At 55.0% G+C, this 19,425-nt stretch carries 16 protein-coding genes; 10 read left to right on the top strand and 6 right to left on the bottom strand.

All coding sequences use genetic code 11. The features are described from left to right. The first annotated feature begins 15 nt into the window (after positions 1–15). The 5 genes from CDH47_RS06345 to CDH47_RS06365 are packed head-to-tail and all read left to right on the top strand — an operon-like array spanning position 16 to position 4,878. Entirely contained in the window at positions 16–1,344 is a 1,329-nt protein-coding gene (locus CDH47_RS06345; protein ID WP_100639015.1) for a cobyrinic acid a,c-diamide synthase CobB, read from the top strand. After that, positions 1,337–1,948, top strand: coding sequence for a cob(I)yrinic acid a,c-diamide adenosyltransferase (gene cobO, locus CDH47_RS06350; protein ID WP_100639016.1), 612 nt, complete (start codon positions 1,337–1,339; stop codon positions 1,946–1,948). The genes CDH47_RS06345 and cobO overlap by 8 nt, the downstream gene beginning before the upstream one ends. Before the next feature lie 3 nt (positions 1,949–1,951). Then, entirely contained in the window at positions 1,952–3,463 is a 1,512-nt protein-coding gene (locus CDH47_RS06355; RefSeq protein WP_100639017.1) for a cobyric acid synthase, read from the top strand. Further along, positions 3,456–4,154, top strand: a complete 699-nt coding sequence (gene bluB / locus CDH47_RS06360) for a 5,6-dimethylbenzimidazole synthase (protein WP_100639018.1) — start codon at positions 3,456–3,458, stop codon at positions 4,152–4,154. Before CDH47_RS06355 ends, bluB begins: the two co-directional genes overlap by 8 nt. Before the next feature lie 58 nt (positions 4,155–4,212). Further along, on the top strand, positions 4,213–4,878 hold the full coding sequence (locus CDH47_RS06365; protein WP_100639019.1) for a DNA-3-methyladenine glycosylase I: 666 nt from the start codon (positions 4,213–4,215) through the stop codon (positions 4,876–4,878). A 20-nt stretch (positions 4,879–4,898) separates the two neighbouring features. Here the strand turns inward: CDH47_RS06365 and cobS are convergent, their stop codons facing one another. Next, positions 4,899–5,663, bottom strand: coding sequence for an adenosylcobinamide-GDP ribazoletransferase (cobS, locus tag CDH47_RS06370; protein ID WP_100639020.1), 765 nt, complete (start codon positions 5,661–5,663; stop codon positions 4,899–4,901). Positions 5,664–5,827: 164 nt separating this feature from the next. Continuing rightward, the gene (locus CDH47_RS06375; protein ID WP_100639021.1) at positions 5,828–6,481 is read right to left on the bottom strand and encodes a peroxiredoxin; all 654 of its coding nucleotides are present in this window, start codon (positions 6,479–6,481) and stop codon (positions 5,828–5,830) included. A 195-nt stretch (positions 6,482–6,676) separates the two neighbouring features. Here CDH47_RS06375 and CDH47_RS06380 point away from each other — a divergent pair, with 195 nt between their 5' ends. The 4 genes from CDH47_RS06380 to CDH47_RS06395 all read left to right on the top strand — a co-directional run bounded on the left by CDH47_RS06380 (position 6,677) and on the right by CDH47_RS06395 (position 11,609). Next, positions 6,677–8,185 (top strand): sensor domain-containing diguanylate cyclase, encoded by a 1,509-nt coding sequence (locus CDH47_RS06380; protein WP_100639022.1) that lies wholly within the window; start codon positions 6,677–6,679, stop codon positions 8,183–8,185. Positions 8,186–8,269: 84 nt separating this feature from the next. After that, entirely contained in the window at positions 8,270–9,136 is an 867-nt protein-coding gene (locus CDH47_RS06385; protein ID WP_100639023.1) for an MBL fold metallo-hydrolase, read from the top strand. Between the two features lie 7 nt (positions 9,137–9,143). After that, complete coding sequence (locus CDH47_RS06390) at positions 9,144–10,871, top strand: SulP family inorganic anion transporter (protein WP_100639024.1); 1,728 nt, start codon at positions 9,144–9,146, stop codon at positions 10,869–10,871. 78 nt (positions 10,872–10,949) lie between these two features. Further along, complete coding sequence (locus CDH47_RS06395; RefSeq protein ID WP_100639025.1) at positions 10,950–11,609, top strand: energy-coupling factor ABC transporter permease; 660 nt, start codon at positions 10,950–10,952, stop codon at positions 11,607–11,609. Between the two features lie 9 nt (positions 11,610–11,618). On the opposite strand, the gene CDH47_RS06400 is transcribed toward CDH47_RS06395, so the two are convergent. From CDH47_RS06400 to gdhA, 4 genes are all read right to left on the bottom strand, one after another. After that, entirely contained in the window at positions 11,619–13,745 is a 2,127-nt protein-coding gene (locus CDH47_RS06400; RefSeq protein ID WP_100639026.1) for a putative bifunctional diguanylate cyclase/phosphodiesterase, read from the bottom strand. Positions 13,746–13,863: 118 nt separating this feature from the next. After that, positions 13,864–14,397 carry a response regulator transcription factor gene (locus CDH47_RS06405; RefSeq protein WP_100639027.1) on the bottom strand — a complete coding sequence of 178 codons (534 nt, stop codon included), beginning with the start codon at positions 14,395–14,397 and terminating at the stop codon, positions 13,864–13,866. Beyond that, entirely contained in the window at positions 14,394–15,662 is a 1,269-nt protein-coding gene (locus tag CDH47_RS06410) for a sensor histidine kinase (protein WP_100639028.1), read from the bottom strand. Before CDH47_RS06410 ends, CDH47_RS06405 begins: the two co-directional genes overlap by 4 nt. Before the next feature lie 81 nt (positions 15,663–15,743). Then, positions 15,744–17,093 carry an NADP-specific glutamate dehydrogenase gene (gene gdhA, locus CDH47_RS06415; RefSeq protein ID WP_100639029.1) on the bottom strand — a complete coding sequence of 450 codons (1,350 nt, stop codon included), beginning with the start codon at positions 17,091–17,093 and terminating at the stop codon, positions 15,744–15,746. Positions 17,094–17,332: 239 nt separating this feature from the next. Here gdhA and CDH47_RS06420 point away from each other — a divergent pair, with 239 nt between their 5' ends. Beyond that, on the top strand, positions 17,333–19,348 hold the full coding sequence (locus tag CDH47_RS06420) for a TonB-dependent receptor domain-containing protein (RefSeq protein WP_239985609.1): 2,016 nt from the start codon (positions 17,333–17,335) through the stop codon (positions 19,346–19,348). Positions 19,349–19,425: the final 77 nt, after the last annotated feature.

The raw sequence follows: 19,425 nt of genomic DNA on the forward strand, positions 1-19,425 counted from the left end.
GAGAAGGGTAAGCCAATGAGTAAAGCCGTACCGGCCGTGATGATTACCGCTCCCGCCTCTGGGCAGGGGAAATCCATGGTGACAGCTGCGCTGGCGCGTTTGCACCGGAACGCCGGGCGTGAGGTACGAGTGTTCAAGCACGGCCCAGATTACCTGGACCCCATGGTGCTGGAAGTCGCATCAGGAAATCCTGTTTACCAGCTTCACCCCTGGATGACCGGCGAAGACGAGTGCCGGTGGCGGTTGGCGGAAGCTGCGAAAACCGCAGACCTTATTCTGATCGAAGGCGCTATGGGGTTATTTGATGGCGATCCATCCAGTGCAGATCTGGCCAAACTCATGGGTATTCCGGCGCTGCCGGTGATTGATGCGGGTGGCATGGCGCAGACTTTTGGTGCGGTTGCCTCGGGGCTTGCCAGGTTTGATCCGGAGCTCGCCGTATACCAGGTGATTGCGAACAAAATCGGTAGTCCTCGCCATGGCGATATGCTGCGGGAAGGCTTGCCCAAGGGCATCAGCCTGCTGGGAGCCATCCCCAGAAACGACGCAATGAATATTCCCGACCGGCATATGGGCCTGGTACAGCCAGCAGAACTGAGCACCCTTGATCAGCAGTTGGACAGCGCTGCCGAAGTACTCAAAGCCGCGGGGCTCAATGAGTTGCCGAAAGCGGTCCCTGTTGCTGCTGTTGAGCCTGTCAGGCCTCAAGCGTTACTGACAGGTGTCCGCATTGCCATTGCCCGGGATATTGCCTTCAGCTTTATCTACCGCGCCAACACCGAACTGCTACTGGCTATGGGAGCCGAGTTGCACTATTTCTCGCCCCTGACGGACTCAGAGTTGCCCACGGCAGACGCCTTGTGGCTCCCCGGTGGTTATCCGGACCTACACGGCAACACTCTCGGTAATAATCTGCCGATGCGCGAAGCCATCAAAGCCTTCTACGATGCTGGAAAACCAATACTTGCGGAATGCGGTGGCTTGATTGGTTGTATGGAAGAATTTTCCGATAAAGCGGGCGCTGTACACGCTCTGTTCGGGCTCTTACCCGGCCAAGCTGCCATTGCCAAGCGCCTTCAAGGCATAGGCATGCACAGTTTGAATACAAAGGAGGGTGAACTGCGCGGACATACGTTTCACCGCTTCACGCTGAACACCTCTTGGCAGCCTGTCGCCTATACCCGAAAACAAGCTGGCACAGGGAGTGAAGCCGTGTTCAGCAGCAAAGGTTTGGTTGCCAGTCTGTTTTACAGCTATTTCCCGTCAGCGCCCGAAGTCGTTGCCGCCATCTTCAAAGGCCAGCCGCTGACTTATCTCGATGACAAGGAGACTACCCATGCGTGAACGCGCAAAAGACCCCGAACGCCACGCCAAACGCATGGCCGCCAAACAGAAAATCATGCAGGCACGCATTGCCAAGGCCCAGAAGGAGCAAGGCATATTGCTGGTGCTGACAGGCCCAGGCAAAGGCAAAAGCAGCTCCGGTTTTGGCATGGTGGCCCGCGCCCTTGGCCACGACATGAAGGTTGGCATCGTGCAGTTCATCAAAGGTGCCTTTAGTACCGGCGAAGAAGCCTTTTTTCGGAATTTGCCGAACGTGGATTACCACGTGATGGGTGAAGGCTATACCTGGGACACTCAAAACCGCGAACAGGATGTTGCATCGGCTAATGCCGCATGGGATATAGTTGCCGGCATGCTGAAAGACGACAGTTACGATCTGATTTTGCTGGATGAGCTCAATATCGCATTGAAGTACGACTACCTGGATCTGGATCGTGTTCTGGACGATCTCCAGGCGCGTCCGGAGATGCAGCATGTGGTTGTTACTGGTAGAAGTGCCCCGAAAGAGCTAATCGATATCGCTGATACGGTGACAGAAATGGGCGTTGTGAAGCATGCCTTTGAGGATCAGGGCATCAAGGCTCAGAAGGGTGTTGAGCTTTAAGCCATGACCACCCTCATGATCCAGGGCACCACCTCCGACGCGGGAAAAACCACCGTTGTCGCAGCTTTGTGCCGCTGGCTGGCTCGGCAGGGCGTGTCAGTGGCACCGTTCAAGCCGCAAAATATGGCGTTGAACAGCGCGGTCACTATAGATGGCGGTGAAATTGGCCGTTCAACAGCCCTGCAGGCACTGGCCTGTGGACTTGAGCCCCACAGCGATATGAACCCGGTGCTGCTGAAGCCGCAAAGCGACTGTGGCGCCCAGGTGATTTTGCGTGGGCAAGTGCACGGCAATATGGATGCGCTGGATTATCACACCTACAAAGCCGAGGCCAAGGAGGCGGTAATGGCCGCCTGGCGCTCACTCAGTGAGCGTTACGATGTGATCATTGCAGAAGGCGCCGGTAGCCCGGCGGAGATCAACTTGCGAGCCAACGACATCGCCAACATGGGCTTTGCAGAGGCGGCAGATTGCCCGGTGCTGCTAGTGGGTGATATCGACCGTGGCGGCGTGTTTGCCCAGATTGTAGGCACGCTGGAGCTGATTTCTGCCAGCGAACAGCAGCGTACCAAAGGCTTTATCATTAATCGTTTTCGCGGTGATATCGGTTTGCTGGAGCCGGGCCTGGACTGGTTGACCGAGCGCACTGGCAAACCGGTCATCGGCGTGTTGCCCTATCTCCACGGCCTGATTGTGGATTCTGAAGACAGCATAGGCACATCCGGCACCAACGAAGCCGGAGCGCTCAATGTGATTGTGCCAGTATTACCGCGCATCAGTAACCACAACGATTTCGATCCCCTGCGCTTGCACCCGGGGGTAAATCTGCAGTTCATCGGGCCGGATCAGCCCATCCCTCCGGCGGATTTGATCATCCTTCCCGGCAGCAAAAGTACCCGTACGGATCTGGACTTTCTGCACGGCCAGGGCTGGGCGCATGCCATCCGGAAACATCTGCGCTACGGCGGCAAGGTGTTCGGTATCTGTGGCGGTTTCCAGATGCTGGGTAATCAGGTGGCTGACCCAGATGGGCTCGAAGGCGACCCGGGCAAAACGGATGGCTTGAGCTTGCTGGAAATGACCACCCGCATGGTGGCCGGTAAACAACTGAGAAACGTGCAGGGCGTGCTAAACCTGACGGTAACGGATGGTACGCAAGCAGACGTCGGTTTCAGGGGATACGAAATGCACAACGGCGTGAGTGAGGGATCGGCTCTGGCGCGCCCACTAGGCCGTATAGATGGCAGTAACGAAGGTGCGATGAGCACCGACGGCCAGATCGCCGGAACCTATGTGCATGGAATATTTGACGAGCCCGCCGCCTGTGACGCACTGCTACAATGGGCCGGGCTGAATCAATCGGGCGCTGCGGTGGATTATCAGCAGCATCGCATGACACAGCTTGACCGACTGGCAGATCAGATAGACCAGCATCTCGATACCGCCTGGTTGGGCGAGCTGCTGAACCTGAACACGATAACGGTCAACCCGGAGGACGCCAGGCACAATGAGTAGTTCAGATAACAGCTTCAGCGATAGCGAGCGCGCCGGGCTCTACCGCGCCATTTACGAACGCCGCGATGTACGCTCACAATTTTTACCAGACCCGATTCCAACACCCGTGCTGGCAAGGCTCCTGAAGGCTGCACACCACGCGCCATCCGTGGGCTTTATGCAGCCCTGGGACTTTATACTCATCGACAGTCTGGAAGTTCGCGAGCAGGTATTGGCCAGCTTCAATGAAGAAAACGCTAAAGCCGCAGATAATTACACCGGTGACCGCCAGCAAACCTATCGCAGTCTGAAACTGCAGGGTATTACTGAAAGCCCGCTGAACCTGTGTATCACCTGTAATCGCAGCCGGGGTGGCGCCCACGTGCTTGGGCGTAACTCGATTGTTGAAATGGATCTGTTCAGCACCTGCCTTGCAGTACAAAATCTGTGGCTGGCGGCGCGGGCAGAAGGCATTGGTGTGGGTTGGGTCAGTATTATCGACCAAACCAAACTGGCCGGTATTCTGAACCTTCCGGAAGACGTGTACCCGCTGGCTTATTTGTGTCTGGGCTATGTCAGCGAGTTTTTGGATCAGCCCGAACTGGAAGCCAAAGGCTGGCGCTCGCGCTTGCCACTGGATGACCTGGTACACAGCAATAGCTGGGGTGTCGAATTGGCCGATGACGACTTGTTGGCGCAAATAAAGCGCTGAGCAAACGCTCCTGTTCACTATCCCTGACAGTCTACCTACACTCAAACGACGGCATATTATGGGTTTTTCAAAGATTCACGAACGTGCCATTGCGCGGAAAGGCGGCGTCGAAGAGCTGAACGCCCTGCTGCCAAAATCGCCGCCAGCCACGGCGCTGGAGGCGCGAACGGACGACCGCTACCTCTCGGAAATAACCCGGTGCGTGTTCAAGGCCGGCTTTGTGTGGCGAGTGATAGACAACAAATGGCCGGGTTTTGAAGAGGCGTTCCACGGGTTTGTGCCCGCCTACTGGCAACAGGTGCCGCCGGAGGTTTTGGAGGCGCTGGCCCAGGATGAGCGTATTGTGAGAAATATGCAGAAGATCCGTACCGTACCAGAAAACGCCCGTATGATTATGGATGCGGCACGAGAACACGGCAGCTTTGGAGCCTTTCTGCAGCAGTGGCCATCGGAAGAGCAGGTGGGATTGTTGCTGTGGCTAAAGCGCAATGGCTCCCGCTTGGGCGGCAACAGTGCACAGTACTTTTTGCGCATGGTTGGCTGGGATGGTTTTATCCTGTCCCGTGATGTTGTTAGCGGCCTGCGCCACGCGAACCTTCTGGACGCTTCGCCAACGAGCAAGAAAGGGTTGCAGCAAGCGCAGGCGGCGTTTACCCGGTGGCATCAGGAAACCGGTCTGCCCTACAGCCATTTGTCGCGCATACTGTCGTATTCCATGGATTAAGGGAGTGGCCAGACGGGGCACTAGAGTCCAAGCAAAAGTACCAACTCACAAAGCACCACACTGGCCCCCAGTGCATCACCGGTATAGCCGCCCAACTGCCGCTGCAGATACCAGCCCCAAAGCAGAGCCACGGTAATAACTGCGATGAGTGCTGCTAGCCACAGCCCCGGCAACCACAGGCTGAAAACCAGTGCGACCAGTGCAGTAAACACGCAGCTGACCAACAAACGGTTGCGTGAGAAGCCTTCAGCCACCGGTTTACTTTTACTTGTATCCCGGTCGCTTACATAGGGCAGAAATCCCATTATCAGCAAGGGCGTTAGTCTGCTGATTGCAGGCGTGAGCAGCAACGCCAGCCAGATACTTTGGGCGTCCATTAGCAGCGCAGCTTTCAGGCCCAGAGCCATCACCAAAGCCACGGTACCGTAAGTGCCGATTCGGCTGTCTTTCATGATCTCGAGGCGCTTCTCAACGGTATAGCCACCACCCAAAGCATCCACGCTGTCGGCCAGGCCGTCTTCATGGAAGGCGCCCGTAATAAACAGGTGGAAGCACAGCACCAGCAGCACAGACACCGGCGGGCCCCAAGCCAGGCTAAGAAGGCCGAACAGCCCAGCATAGAGTGTGCCTAGCAGCAGACCTGCCAGTGGAAAATACATGCTGCACTGGTTCATCAGTTTCTGGGAATAGTCGATGCGTACAAGCATGGGAATGCGGGTGAGAAAGCCGATGGCTAACCAGAAGGCCTGCCATTCATTGGAAAGCAGATTTTTTTTGATGGGCATGTGCGACTCGGTTCAGCAGAGGGTGTTCCCTCGAGCAGTGAAATGCCGGCTATCGGGAGTTTCGGGAAGGTACCATGGATCCGGATATTTTTCCTGATGTGAGGCCCTCCCCGGCCGGTAGGCCAAGGAGGTTTGTTTTATTGCTGCGATTGTTTAAGCGGCGCTTAAAGCTGCTTTGTGCAGTAGTAGAAATCTACACAGTCGTATTCGTCAGAGTTCATGCGCTCTTCAGCACCCTCTGCTGTGGCCGCAGGTGGCACAATAACGCGTTCACCTGGCTGCCAGCCTTCGGGTGTTGCTACGCCATGCTCATCACTGGTCTGCAGAGCATCCAGTAGACGCAGAAACTCCGGAATGGAGCGGCCGTTGCTCATGGGGTAGTACACCATCGCCCGCAGCACACCATTCGGGTCGATCATGAAGGTTGCACGTACCGCTGAGGTGTCTGCAGCACCCGGATGAATCATGCCGTAAGCGCGGGCAACATCCATTTTAAGGTCGGCGATGATCGGGAAGGGTATCTCGACGCCAAACTTCTCCTTGATGTTACGCATCCACGCAATGTGTGAGTGGTGGCTGTCGATAGACAGGCCCAGCAGTTCACAGTTGCGCTTGTTGAATTCCGGCGCCATCTTGGCGAAGGCCATGAATTCAGTGGTACAAACCGGTGTAAAGTCAGCCGGGTGCGAGAACAATACCAGCCACTTACCTTTGTAGCTGTCCAGAGTTCTCACGCCGTCTGTAGTGGGGGCATTGAAGTCGGGAGCGCGCTCGTTCAAGCGTGGCAGGCCGTATACAGGGTTATCAGATTGTTCCATGGTAAGACTCCTCGGTCGTTGGTGTTGTATCCACTATAGCCCAATGATGGATTTATGGAATAAGGATATTCCAATGGGTGCTATAGAAGGTTTTTATCAACCGCCCTTGAGCCGCTGATTGGAGATAGCCCTGCATGATCCTGTGAACTACACTTTTGAAATGATGCGAATTCGCGGTTAGTAAATGAGTGATTCATGACAGGACAGTCTGACCAGCACCTCTGGCGCACTAATACGGACCCGTCGCTTCGCAGACTGGTTTCGGCTATTCCCGATGTGCTCAGCACTTATTGGCTTAGTGCCGATGGTGAGTCTCACCGGTTTTTGTTTATCAGCGAACGTGTGCTGGATGTTTTTGGTATTGCTCCGGAGGTACTGCGGGAAAATGCGGATGCGTTGTTTTCTGCGCTACATCCAGAGGATATAACCGGTGTTAAGGCGAGCATCGCAGAGTCTGCTGCGGCCCTCACCCCATGGAACCATCAGGCCCGCGTGAAAGTGCAAGCCGGGCACTACGAATGGTTTGAGGTTCACTCAACGCCCGAGCGCCTGGCGGATGGCAGCACCATCTGGTTTGGCCAGTTCCATAATATTCAACACTACAAAGAGCTCGAGCATTCACTGAGGGCCCGCGAGGCGGAGTCGGCTTTTCAGGCTGATTTTCAGAAGCTGATATCCAGGTTGTCGAGCCGGTTCATTAATCATGGCTTTGGCACCATTGATCAGTGCATTAATGAGCTGCTGAGAGCCATCGGTAGTTTTTTCGAGGTAGACCGGGCCTACCTGTACGAGTTTTCGCAGGAGTACCGTGTTATGGAGAACACCCACGAATGGTGCTCTTCCGGTGTGCAGCCTCTCATCGATGGTCAGCGTAATGTGCCAACTGACGACTTTGAATGGTGGCAATGCAAGATCGACGGGATGGTCAGTGGCAACCAGGCTGTTTTTGTTGAGGAGATTGAGCAGATACCACCTGGGCCCGAGCGTACCATGCTGAAAGAACAGGGTGTCTGTTCAATGTTCTGTGTGCCGGTTCGGGTCGGGGGCGTGGTTGCCGGTTTTTTTGGCGTGGACTCCATGCGCAAACGTGTTTGGCGCGAGGATCAGGCAGATCTCCTGATTATTGTATCCGGTTTGCTCTCCGGGGCACTTGAGCGCAACCGGCTTGAGAATGAGCTGCTGAATCAATCTATCCGTGACCCCCTGACAGCTCTGCATAACCGTCGATATCTGATACCGAGGCTGAATGAAATGTTAAGCCGCTCCATTCGTTACGGAGAGCACTTCACGCTGGCCATGTTCGATCTGGACCGATTCAAGCGTATTAATGATTCTACGGGCCACCTGGGTGGGGATGTTTGTTTGCGTATGTTTGCCGAGATTCTTCTGGAGCAAACCCGGGAGGCGGATGTAGTAGCGCGATTTGGTGGCGAGGAATTTGTGGTTGCGTTCAGTGGCATAAGCCCTGCGGATGTGCGCCGCTCGGTGAGCCGTATTATCCTTGCAGTGCGCAACCACGACTTTGTTTTTGAGGGCGAAACGGTACCGCTGACGGTGAGCGCGGGTGTTGCTGGCATCGGTGATCTGGCAGCGGCGCCCTCTTCGCCTGACCCGATTATCGGGCTGGCAGACGACAGGCTGTACGCCGCCAAGCAGGCAGGTCGCGACTGCTTTGTTGATGCATCAGGGGTATCGCGTCTATAAGAAAAGAGAATTTCACCTTATATTCCGTTTTGGTATATCCTTAGAATCATAATCTGAGATTCCACCCTAGCGGAGGTGAATGCTGTGAGTAATCCGATCGTTCAACATTTTTTTGATGAGCCCACCAATACCTTCAGCTATGTGGTGCGTGACCCCGCTAGCCAAGCCTGCGCCATTGTTGATTCTGTGCTGGATTTTGACTACGCCTCAGGCACCACCGATGTGCGCTCTGCCGACGAGATTATTGAATACGTGCGCTCAAATGACTTGACGGTTGAGTGGATTCTGGAAACCCACGTTCATGCAGACCACCTGTCTGCTGCGCCTTATCTGCACGAAAAGCTCGGTGGGAAAACCGGTATTGGCGTCCATATACGGGATGTTCAGGAAATTTTTGGCAAGGCTTTCAATGCCGGTACAGAGTTTGCCCGTGATGGCAGCCAGTTTGACCGCCTTTTTCGGGAAGGTGACACCTTTACCATTGGCGGCCTCGAATGCCGCGTAATGCACACTCCGGGCCACACGCCCGCTTGCCTGACCTACGTAATCGGCGATGCAGCCTTTGTGGGTGATACTCTGTTCATGCCGGACTATGGAACCGCGCGCTGTGATTTCCCGGGCGGCGATGCCCGTGTACTTTACCAGTCCATCCGCAAGGTGCTGTCTCTGCCTGCACAAACCCGTATTTTCCTGTGCCACGACTACAAGGCCCCAGGCCGGGATGAGTATGTACACCAGACAACCGTGGCAGAGCAGCGTGAGGCTAATATTCATGTGCACGATGGGGTCAGCGAAGATGAGTTCGTAAAAATGCGCACCGAGCGCGACGCAACCCTCGATATGCCACGGCTGATTTTGCCCTCTGTGCAGGTGAATATGCGGGCTGGGGAAATGCCGCCGGCAGAAGATAATGGCCAGGTGTACCTCAAAATCCCGGTCAATTTATTCTGAGCGCCGGATGAACCTTAAACGCTATTTGCCCATTCTTCAGTGGGCGCCTGATTACGATCGCAGCCAAGCCACCAGCGATATGGTGGCTGCTGTTATCGTAACCGTAATGCTGATTCCCCAGTCCCTGGCTTATGCCCTGCTGGCCGGTTTGCCTGCGCACATAGGCTTGTATGCCAGTATTCTGCCCTTGGCGCTCTATGCTATCTTTGGCACAAGCCGCACGCTTTCAGTGGGCCCCGTGGCAGTGGTCTCCCTGATGACCGCTGCGGCACTGGCACCTCTGGCAGAAGCCGGAAGCCCGGAGTATGTTGCCGGCGCCGTCCTGCTGGCAGTTATCTCGGGGCTTATGCTGACCCTGATGGGCATGCTGAGATTAGGGTTTCTCGCCAATTTTCTCAGCCATCCGGTAATCTCCGGTTTTATTTCTGCCTCCGGCATTGTAATAGCGGCCAGTCAGCTCAAACACATTTTTGGCGTACAGGCATCTGGCCAGAACCTTCTTACAATTGGACAGTCACTGATTCAGTCGATAGGGGACGCCAATCTGCCGACTGTGTTGATTGGTACCGGCGCTCTGCTGTTTTTGATGTTCGCCCGGAGCCAGTTGAAACCCCTTCTGATTCGTGCAGGCGTGAACGCTCGTTCCGCCGATATCCTTACGAAAACAGCACCGATTCTTGCGGTGCTGGTCACTACGCTGGTTGCCTGGCAGCTCAGGCTCGATACTCAAGGCGTTCGGTTGGTCGGAGTGGTTCCTTCGGGGCTTCCGGATCTGACGATGCCGTCGATGGATTGGGGGCTCTGGCAGCAGTTGGCGCTTAGTGCATTGTTGATCAGCATAGTGGGTTTTGTGGAATCGGTTTCCGTGGGTCAGACATTGGCGGCCAAGCGACGCCAGCGGATCGACCCAGATCAGGAGCTGATTGGCCTGGGAGCCGCTAACCTTGGCGCAGGCTTTTCCGGAGGCATGCCTGTTACGGGTGGTTTCTCCCGCTCTGTTGTCAATTTTGATGCAGGCGCTGAAACGCCGGCGGCCGGCGCCTACGCCGCCGCCGGTATTGCCCTTGCAACCCTGTTCTTGACGCCCGCGATTGCATACTTGCCACAGGCCACGCTTGCCGCGACCATTATTGTGGCCGTTTTTACGCTGATCGATTTGCCGGCACTGAAGCGTACCTGGCGCTATTCCAAAGCCGATTTCGGAGCCATGCTAGCAACCATCCTGCTTACTCTTGCCCATAGTGTCGAGGCAGGGATCACTGCAGGAGTCGTGCTGTCTATGGGGCTATTTCTTTACCGAACCAGTCGCCCCCACAGCGCCGTTGTTGGCCGGGTTCCAGGTACGGAGCATTTTCGGAATGTACTCCGGCATGATGTGGAGCTGTGCCCGGCGGTTACATTTTTGCGGGTGGATGAGAGCCTGTATTTTGCCAACGCCCGTTTTCTGGAAGAAACGGTGATGGCCTTGGCTACTCGCAAGCCGGAACTGAAAGACCTGGTGCTGGTGTGCCCGGCGGTCAACCACATAGACGCTTCTGCATTGGAAAGCCTGGAGGCGATAAATGAGCGCCTTAAGGATGCAGGAGTGCGCTTCCACCTTTCTGAAGTGAAAGGGCCGGTAATGGATCGCCTGAAGGGCACAGAGCTGCTCTCCCATCTGGGTGGTCAGATATACCTCAGTACCTTCGAGGCTTGGCAGACCCTGACCAATAACTGCGTTAAATCTGCGGCCTGATCATCCGGATTGGTGGCTGCAGGGTTGTTATAGCCGTTACTATTAGGCATCTTCCGAGTTTTGCAGGCGTGTTTTATTATGGGGATGACTGACAACCTGTTACCAGCCTGGCAGTGGTTTGTGGCGCTGGCTTTGTTTCTGCTGATACTGGTACAGGCAGCTCGAACAGTGCGCTGGGGGAAACTGCGCACCGATAATGCGTTGCAGCACTCGTTTTTTGGCGCAGCTGTTGTGTTGGGTTTCATCTGGCAATTGCGTGCCGGCATTTACCCGGGCCTTGCCATTCACATATTTGGAATTACTGCTGTTACCTTGATGTTGGGCTGGGGATTAGCGGTATTTTCTGGGCTGATGGCCTTGGTGCTTACAGTAATGACCGGCCGTGAGCCGATCACTATGTTTGCTGTAAACGGGCTGGTAACTGTGATGGTTCCGGCTCTTGTTACTCACGGCATAATGCTTTGGGAAAGGCACCGGGATTTCAGCAACTTCTTCGCTTATATTTTCTTTTGCGGTTTTTTTGGGGCAGGTATTTCAGTCGCTGTGGCGGGGCTGTTGATGTGCTTGATGCTCTGGCTTAGTGGGGCTTATGAGTTCTCAGAACTGGTGCACGACTACTTGCGATACCTTCCGCTCTTTATGCTGCCGGAGGGCTTTGTGAACGGCGTCTGTGTGACAGGCATGATGGTGTTTCACCCAGAGCGGCTGACCACCTTGGATCAGCGACGATACCGGTAGAGGTTCTTGTTACCAGCCTGAATCGCTGGTGCGAGCAGGTCCGGAAGGGTCGGAATGGTTTTCACGCCACTGGCGAACCCATTCCGGCACACAGTTGGCCTGCATAGGTCGGCTAACACCGTAACCTTGCATGTATTCGCAGCCTAAATCCCTCAAGGCGCGGGCGTGTTCCATGCTTTCAACCCCTTCCGCCAGAATAGGGTGGTTAAACCTTTGCCCCATAAAAATGACACTTTCAACGATTGCCCGGTCGCTTGAGTCTTTTAGCATATTGATCACGAAACTCTTTTCAATTTTCACCAGATCAATGGGTAAGGTGCTGATATAAGAGAGCGAAGAAAAACCTGTGCCGAAATCATCCAGCGCAGCACGGAACCCCAATGCCTGGCAGCGGGCAAGCACATCGCTGGCTCGTTTTATGTCCTCAAGCGAAGTCGACTCCAGTACTTCCAGGGTTATTTGTCCCGGCTTGATCGCAGGGTGACTGTTCAAAAAGCTTTCGAGATAAAGTGCAAAACTCCGGTCCATCAGGTGTCGAGGGCTGATGTTTATGCTGACAGATAAATCCTCGCCTGCAGCGTGCCAAAGCCCCATTTGATAAACAGCTTCTTCAAGCACCCATTGCCCCAGGGGTACCTCCAGGTGGCTGCCTTCCAATGAGGGCAGGAATGTGTCTGGGTAGAGCAGCCCTTTGTGGGGATGGTTCCAGCGGATAAGTGCTTCAAATCCAATAACTTTGCAATCTTCTATGCGCACCTGAGGCTGGAAGTAGAGCTCAAACTCCCTGTTATCCAACGCACGGGAAAGCTCTATAAGTTGTGCGCGCTTCTGTCTTCGATGTTCGTTCAGTTCCGGATCAAAAACGTGCAGCAGATTTCGCCCTTTATCCTTGGCCATATACACAGCTTGGTCTGCATGGCGAATCAGTCCCTCAGCGTCTGCACTGTCGGAAGGGTAGCGGGTTATGCCGAGGCTGGCGGATACTGTCACAGAGCCTAGATCGTTACCAAGATCAATCGGCTCGGTGATGGTAGAGAGTATCCGGTCGTAGATAGCTTCGTGGTTTTCACTTTGCAGAATAAGGCCAAATTCATCGCCGCCAATTCGGGCCACTGTGTCGCCACTGCGGAGACGCTGGGCAAAGCGGCCGGCAAGAACGCGCAGGATTTTGTCTCCCGCATCCGTTCCAAAGTTAGCGTTAATAGCTTGGAAACCATCAAGATCAACGTAGCCCACCGAAAGGCTTGTTTCGTGTGTATCTGCGTGTATTTGTGCCTGGTGCAAGCGCTCTTTCAGCAGTTGCAGGTTGGGTAAACCCGTCAGATGATCGTAGTTGGCGGCTCGCTCTATATCTTTGGCGTGGTTTTTCAGTTCCGTAATATCTGTGAAATTTGCCACATGGTAATAGCTGCCAGGCTCCTCCAGGTGAATGCGACTTATTGTTTGCAACTCCACATACTCTTCACCATTTTTACGGCGGTTCCAGATTTCACCTCGCCAGAATCCTTTCTCCTCAATGGTTTTCCACATAGAGCGGTAATAGGCCGGGGAGTGGCGGCCAGAACTGAGGATGGATGGATTAAGACCCAAAACGTCGGACCGACTGTACCCGGTAATGCGAGAGAACGATGGGTTTACATCGATAATGCGGTTATTCTGATCGGTAATAATGATGGCTTCGTGACTGCGATCAAACACACTAGCCGCTATAAGCAGGCCGCGCTCACTGTGTTTGTGGTCTGAAATATTGTTCATTATGACAATGAAACCCGGCGCTACACCTTGCTCCTTGCCAATAGGGACTCCGTAGACATGAACCCAAAAAGGATGTCCGGTGCTGGTGTATAGCAGGATTTCTTCTTCGTATTGCTCAGCCCTGTGCAGTTGTCTTGCAATGCGCCTCAGGGTATTCGGATCAGTGCCAGAGCCCCCGAGCAATTTGCTTGGTCGAGTGCCAATGATGTCTGTTAGAAGGAAGCCTGTGAAGTTGCGAAAGCTCGGGTTGACCCATTGAATAGCTCCAGCGTCACCAAGAATCATGATCATATTGCGGCTGGTGCTTGCAACCAGTGACAGGCGCGTTAGATCAACCTTGGGCGGTGGCTCAGAGTGCTCGAGCCCCTTTTGACTTGGCATGGTTCAACCTTTGGGGTTCTTGGGTGTTCAAAGATGAGCATATCTGGAAACCAGTCGATTAGGTTACTGCTATGCGGTGCGATGTGTTTTGACGTGAATCAAGTTTAGATTGCTTGTTTCAATTGCGCCAGCGAGAGTGCTTTTGTAGCTTGCGCTGTAGCGTTCGCCGGTGCATGTGCAGCGCTCGGGCTGTAGCGGACACATTACCCTCGTGCTCATTCAGCACTCGTTGAATGTGCTCCCACTCCATTTCCTCCACTGACGGTGGTTCAGGTCGAAGCTCTGGCGCAGCTTCCACGCCGTCAAAGCCGCTGATGAGCTGGGTTACGGTAACCGGTTTGCATAAGTAATTGATTGCGCCACGGCGCATGGCTTCCACTGCTGTAGCAATACTGCCATATCCTGTGAGTACCAGAACCTCGAGTCCAGGCTGCCGGTCAAGCAGATCGGGCAGGAGCTGCAGGCCACTCTCTCCTGCAAGGTTCAGGTCGAGAACACATCTTTGAAAATGATCTGCATTGATAGCGTTGACAGCTTCGGCATGTGATTGTGTAGCTGTGGCTGTGATGCCTTGGCGCTTCAGTGCGCGCTGAAGTATTCCCAGAAAGGCTGTGTCATCGTCAATAAGCAGCCAGTTGTTTTTGGTTGTCATTGGTTGCTCCCAGTATCCAGGCCAGCAAATCTTGCTTCGGGTAAATCAATAATCATAGTGGTGCCGTGTTGGTCAACCCGCGCTTTGAGTGTGCCTCCCAGGCGCTGGATGGTTGCGTTGGTAAGAAATAGACCAACCCCCATGCCATTTTCCGAACCAACAATTTGCTCGCCCGGACTATTCTGAAAGGCATCCTCCAGCCCATCGCCATGGTCTTCAACCACCAACTCCACATGGCCCTGGACAGCGTTACGCACGCTAACGGCAACCCAGGATGGGCTCGCAGTCAGAGCGTTTGCCAGAAGATTGAGAATGGCTTGATCCAGTGTGGCGTCTACCGCAACCTTGCTTTCAGGGAATTTTTCTGACCACTCAATGGGGGCCGCCGGCCACAGGAGTGTTGCAGATTCGCGAAGTCGTTCAACCCACTCCTGCACAGGCAGCGCCTCTGTTTGTGCAGTTTTTGCCTGCACTGCTGCACGGGAAAGTTGCTGTAAGTGTTTACTGCAGATAGCCAGTTGCTGCTCCATCAGGCTTAGGTCCTCAGCAAGATCCGGGTCAGGGAAAGCAGAGCGGACTTCGCCGACCAGCAGTGTCATGGTGTTCAGCGGCGTACCTAGCCGGTGGGCGACGGCTGCGGCGGAAAGCCCCAGGGCAATAATCTGTTCATCGCGAAGGCGAGTTTCCCGGATGGATGACAACTGCTCCTGTTGCAGTCTCAAGCGCTGAGCAAGGGCACCCACAACCAGCAGCAGAATTGCCGCCGTCATGGCAAAAGTGACCCACATGCCTGCCAGATGTAACTGGGCCAGGTTGGCTTCGTGGTGCTCATGGGTAATGGGGGTTTGCCAGATAACCAGTGCGGTATAAACGCCGATCCCCACCAGGGCCAGGATAATACTTTGGCGCAGGGGAACCAGAATGATTGCAACTGCGATAGGCAGTAGCAGCAGGGAGACAAGTGGGTTGGTGTAGCCACCAGTCAGAAAAAGCCAGCCGCCAATCAAGGCCAGATCAGCTGCCAGACCAACACTTACACTGATCGGTGAGTGTGGTGGCTTGCGGGTAAACCAAAGCCAGCACAGGGTCGCAAAAATGCCGTAGAGCAAGCAAAGGATGAGTGCTTCAGCGCGATGGGCAAGAGAGATAACCGCTTCAGCTACTGCGACGGCAACCAGCAGGAGGCCAATAAGGGCCAAGCGCATGCCGAGCAGGTAGCGGGCAGCCTGTTGAAAACCGGTTTGAGAGTGGGTGAGCCATTCCATGGCCAGGATTCTAGCAGGGAGGAGCCGGCAGCGGGGGATTTTCATCGCTTCCGCCACCAGCCTTTCAGTGTACTGCCGTAATCAGATAACGCCCATGGCCTCCATGGCTCGGGCAACCTTGATAAACCCGGTAACGTTAGCGCCCAGCACGTAGTTCCCTTCAGCTCCAAACTCGGCTGATGTCTCATAGCAGCTCTTGTGGATGTCGATCATGATGTCCTCAAGGCGCTTTTGCGTATAGTTGAATGACCATGAATCACGGCTGGCATTCTGCTGCATTTCCAGTGCAGAGGTTGCTACACCGCCGGCGTTGGCGGCCTTGCCGGGGCCATACATCAGTTTGGCTTGCTGGAAAATGGCGATACCTTCCGGCGTTGTGGGCATGTTGGCGCCTTCGGCAACGGCTATGCAGCCGTTTTCAACCAGTGTTTTGGCATCGTTGGCGTTCAGTTCATTCTGAGTGGCGCAGGGCAGTGCGATGTCGCAAGGTACTGACCAGATGCTCCCGCCTTTAACGTATTTCGCGTCTTTATGGAATTCGGTGTAAGCGTTGATGCGACGGCGATCTACCTCTTTGATCTGCTTGATTGCAGCCAGATCAATCCCTTTTTCGTCTACGATAATACCGCTGGAGTCGGAGCAGGCGATAACCGTAGCGCCCAATTCATGGGCTTTGGCGATGGCGTAAATAGCAACGTTACCGGAACCGGAAACGACCACTTTTTTGCCATCCAGAGAGTCGCCACGAGCCTTCAGCATCTCTTGTGTGAAGAATACAGTACCGTAACCAGTGGCTTCAGTACGTGCGCGGCTACCGCCCCAGTCCAGGCCTTTGCCGGTGAGCACGCCGGATTCGTAGCGGTTGGTAATGCGCTTGTACTGGCCAAACAAGTAGCCAATTTCGCGCCCACCCACCCCAATGTCGCCGGCCGGAACGTCCGTGTACTCGCCAATGTGGCGATACAGCTCGGTCATCAGGCTCTGGCAAAAACGCATGATTTCGTCGTCGGAGCGGCCCTTCGGGTCAAAATCGCTGCCGCCTTTACCGCCGCCAATGGGCAGGCCAGTCAGTGCGTTCTTGAAGATCTGCTCAAAGCCCAGGAATTTGATGATGCCCAGGTACACAGAAGGGTGAAAGCGCATGCCGCCTTTGTAGGGCCCCAGGGCGCTGTTGAATTCCACGCGGAAGGCACGGTTAATGTGGATTTCGCCGCTATCATCCTGCCAGGGCACCCGGAAAATAATCTGGCGCTCGGGCTCACAGATGCGCTGAATAATCTTCTTCTCGGCAAACTCTGGATATTTCACCAGAACAGGTCCCAGTGTTTCCAGAACTTCGTGTACAGCCTGGTGGAACTCGTTTTCACCCGGATTGCGGTGCAGAACGTCTTGGTAAATCAGTTCCAGTTTCTCATCAAGTCGGGCGGTCATAGGTCTTCCTCATTTCGGTTCTTGCTTATTGCAGGAAAGTGGAAAGGGTGGTGGAAAAATGGGGCGGTGATTTGAGCATATTGCGGGCGCTTTGGCAAGCCAGGGGCCGCTTCAGGTACCCGAGCAGCTACCTCTGTAGGGATGCGGCATTGTGTCTCACGCGCATTGGTGCCGGTCTGTTTATCATGTTCCGAGCCCTTTGTTTTACATGATGGAACCGTGTCCGGAGACGCCGTTGTATGAAAGATCGAGTAGTTGCGAGTTGCGTAAGGATGGTTTTCATTGGCCTTGCAGGGGTGCCCGCACTCGCACCAGCTCAGGTGACCGGAGACAGCATGGTTATTCGGGTAACGGAAGGGCGCGCAAGCGATAACGCCACAACTGTGCTGGCCAGTGAGCCGGTAAGTCGATTGACCTCAGACCCTTCGGTTTCCCTCTCCCGGATGGGCGGTCGCGGTTTGGAACCTGTGGTGCGTGGGCAAAGCCAGGAGCGGGTAGATGTATTGCTGGACGGGATTCGGGTAGAGGGCGCCTGCCCCAACCGCATGGACCCGCCGACCAGTCGCCTGAGCAGTGCGCTGGCGCCGGCGTTGGAAGTAAGAACCAATAACCGCACCCTGCGTTGGGGCTCTATTGCTGGCGGGCAGGTAGTTGCAACCACCGCTGACCCTCAGTTCGATGGCAACTTGACCACCGGCCAGGTCACAGCTGGTGGCTCGGATAATGGTAATGGCAAGCTGTTGAATGCAGCGGCGGCTGTGGGTAGTGAGCAGGCCTGGTTAAGGTTGTCTGGCGGTTATGATGAGGCAAACGACTACGAAGACGGTGATGGCAACAAGGTGCGAAGTGCCTACGAAAATGCCGAAGGCCGCGCCGATGCTGCCTGGACGGCAGAGAATGGGTTTTTCATCAAGGGCATGGTCAGTCGGCAGGAAGAAAGCGATGTGAAGTACGCTGGATCTGGAATGGATGCACCGCAAACCGACACAGATATTTACCGTATGGAGATCGGCTCCCCGGTGGCAAAGGGTGAGTGGAGCTTGCTGGCTTGGCAGGCGGATGTGGATCACATCATGGACAACTTCAGCCTGCGTCCAGCAGGTATGATGAAAATGCAGACGAACTCTGAAACCGAAACCCGTGGCCTTCGCTTCACGCTTGATCAAAGCCCGAACAGCTCAACAGACTGGGCTATAGGTGCAGATGTGGAAGCCAACGACTGGGATGCCACCCTGTTCAACGTGACCAGTCCCACGCCAATGCCGGTTTCACTTATGTGGCCGGGTGTGGAGCGTGAACGTGCCGGGCTGTTTGCTGAAGGCTTTCGACGCATTGCCCGCAACATAAAGGTAGGGGCAGGCTTGCGTTTTGACCGTGTGGAGATGGATGCCACCAAGGCAGGTAATGCCGGGAGTATGGGCGTGACCCCGACCATGCTTTATCAAGACGCCTACGGCACAACCGATGTAAAAACCGAAGATAACAATATCAGTGCCTTCGCATCGAGTGAGTGGCGACTGCCGCAGAATCAGGCGTTGGCTCTCACGGTCAGCCGCAGCGTACGTAGCCCCAGTGTGACCGAGCGCTACCTGGCCCGTAACACCATGAGTGACAGCTGGATTGGAAACCCTGGCCTGAAAACCGAAAAGCACCACAAACTGGAACTGGCGCTGAACGGCAGCAAGAATCAGTGGAGCTGGAAGCCGGTTGTCTGGGTTGATCAGGTGGATGACTTTGTATTGCGCTACAAGGAAACACCGGCCCAGTGTGTCAAACCAAAAGGCTGCACCCGCTACAAGAACATAGATGCGCGCCTGCTGGGCGTCGAGGCAATGATTGGGTGGACGAATGGCACATGGAGCAGCACGAGTACCCTGGCTTCAGTGCGCGGCGAAAACCGGGATGATGACAAAGCCCTGCCGCAGATCCCCCCGATTCAGTTTGTGCAAACCCTGGGCTGGCAAAGCATGGGTCATAGTGTCAAGGCCCAATGGCAATTGGCTCGCCGGCAGGATCGTATTGACCCGCAATCCGGGCTGGATGCGGGAACGTCACCGGGATATGGCGTATTCAACCTTTCTGGCAGCCACCCTCTGATGGAGTTCCTCACCTTCAACTGGGCCCTGGATAACCTGTTTGATAACACCTGGGCGCCCCACGTGAGCCGTGCAAACTCAGATCCGTTCAACCCGGATGCCGTTCGTGTGAACGAGCCGGGGCGCACCTTGCGCGCAGCGTTGACGGCCAGGTGGTAAACCCTGTAATGGCGGTTGCCCGCTACTCATAGCCGGCGGGTAACACTTCGCCCCGTGCAGGACATACTCCTCCTGTA

It is taken from the genome of Marinobacter salexigens, from assembly GCF_002806945.1.
Taxonomy (GTDB): Bacteria; Pseudomonadota; Gammaproteobacteria; order Pseudomonadales; family Oleiphilaceae; genus Marinobacter; species Marinobacter salexigens.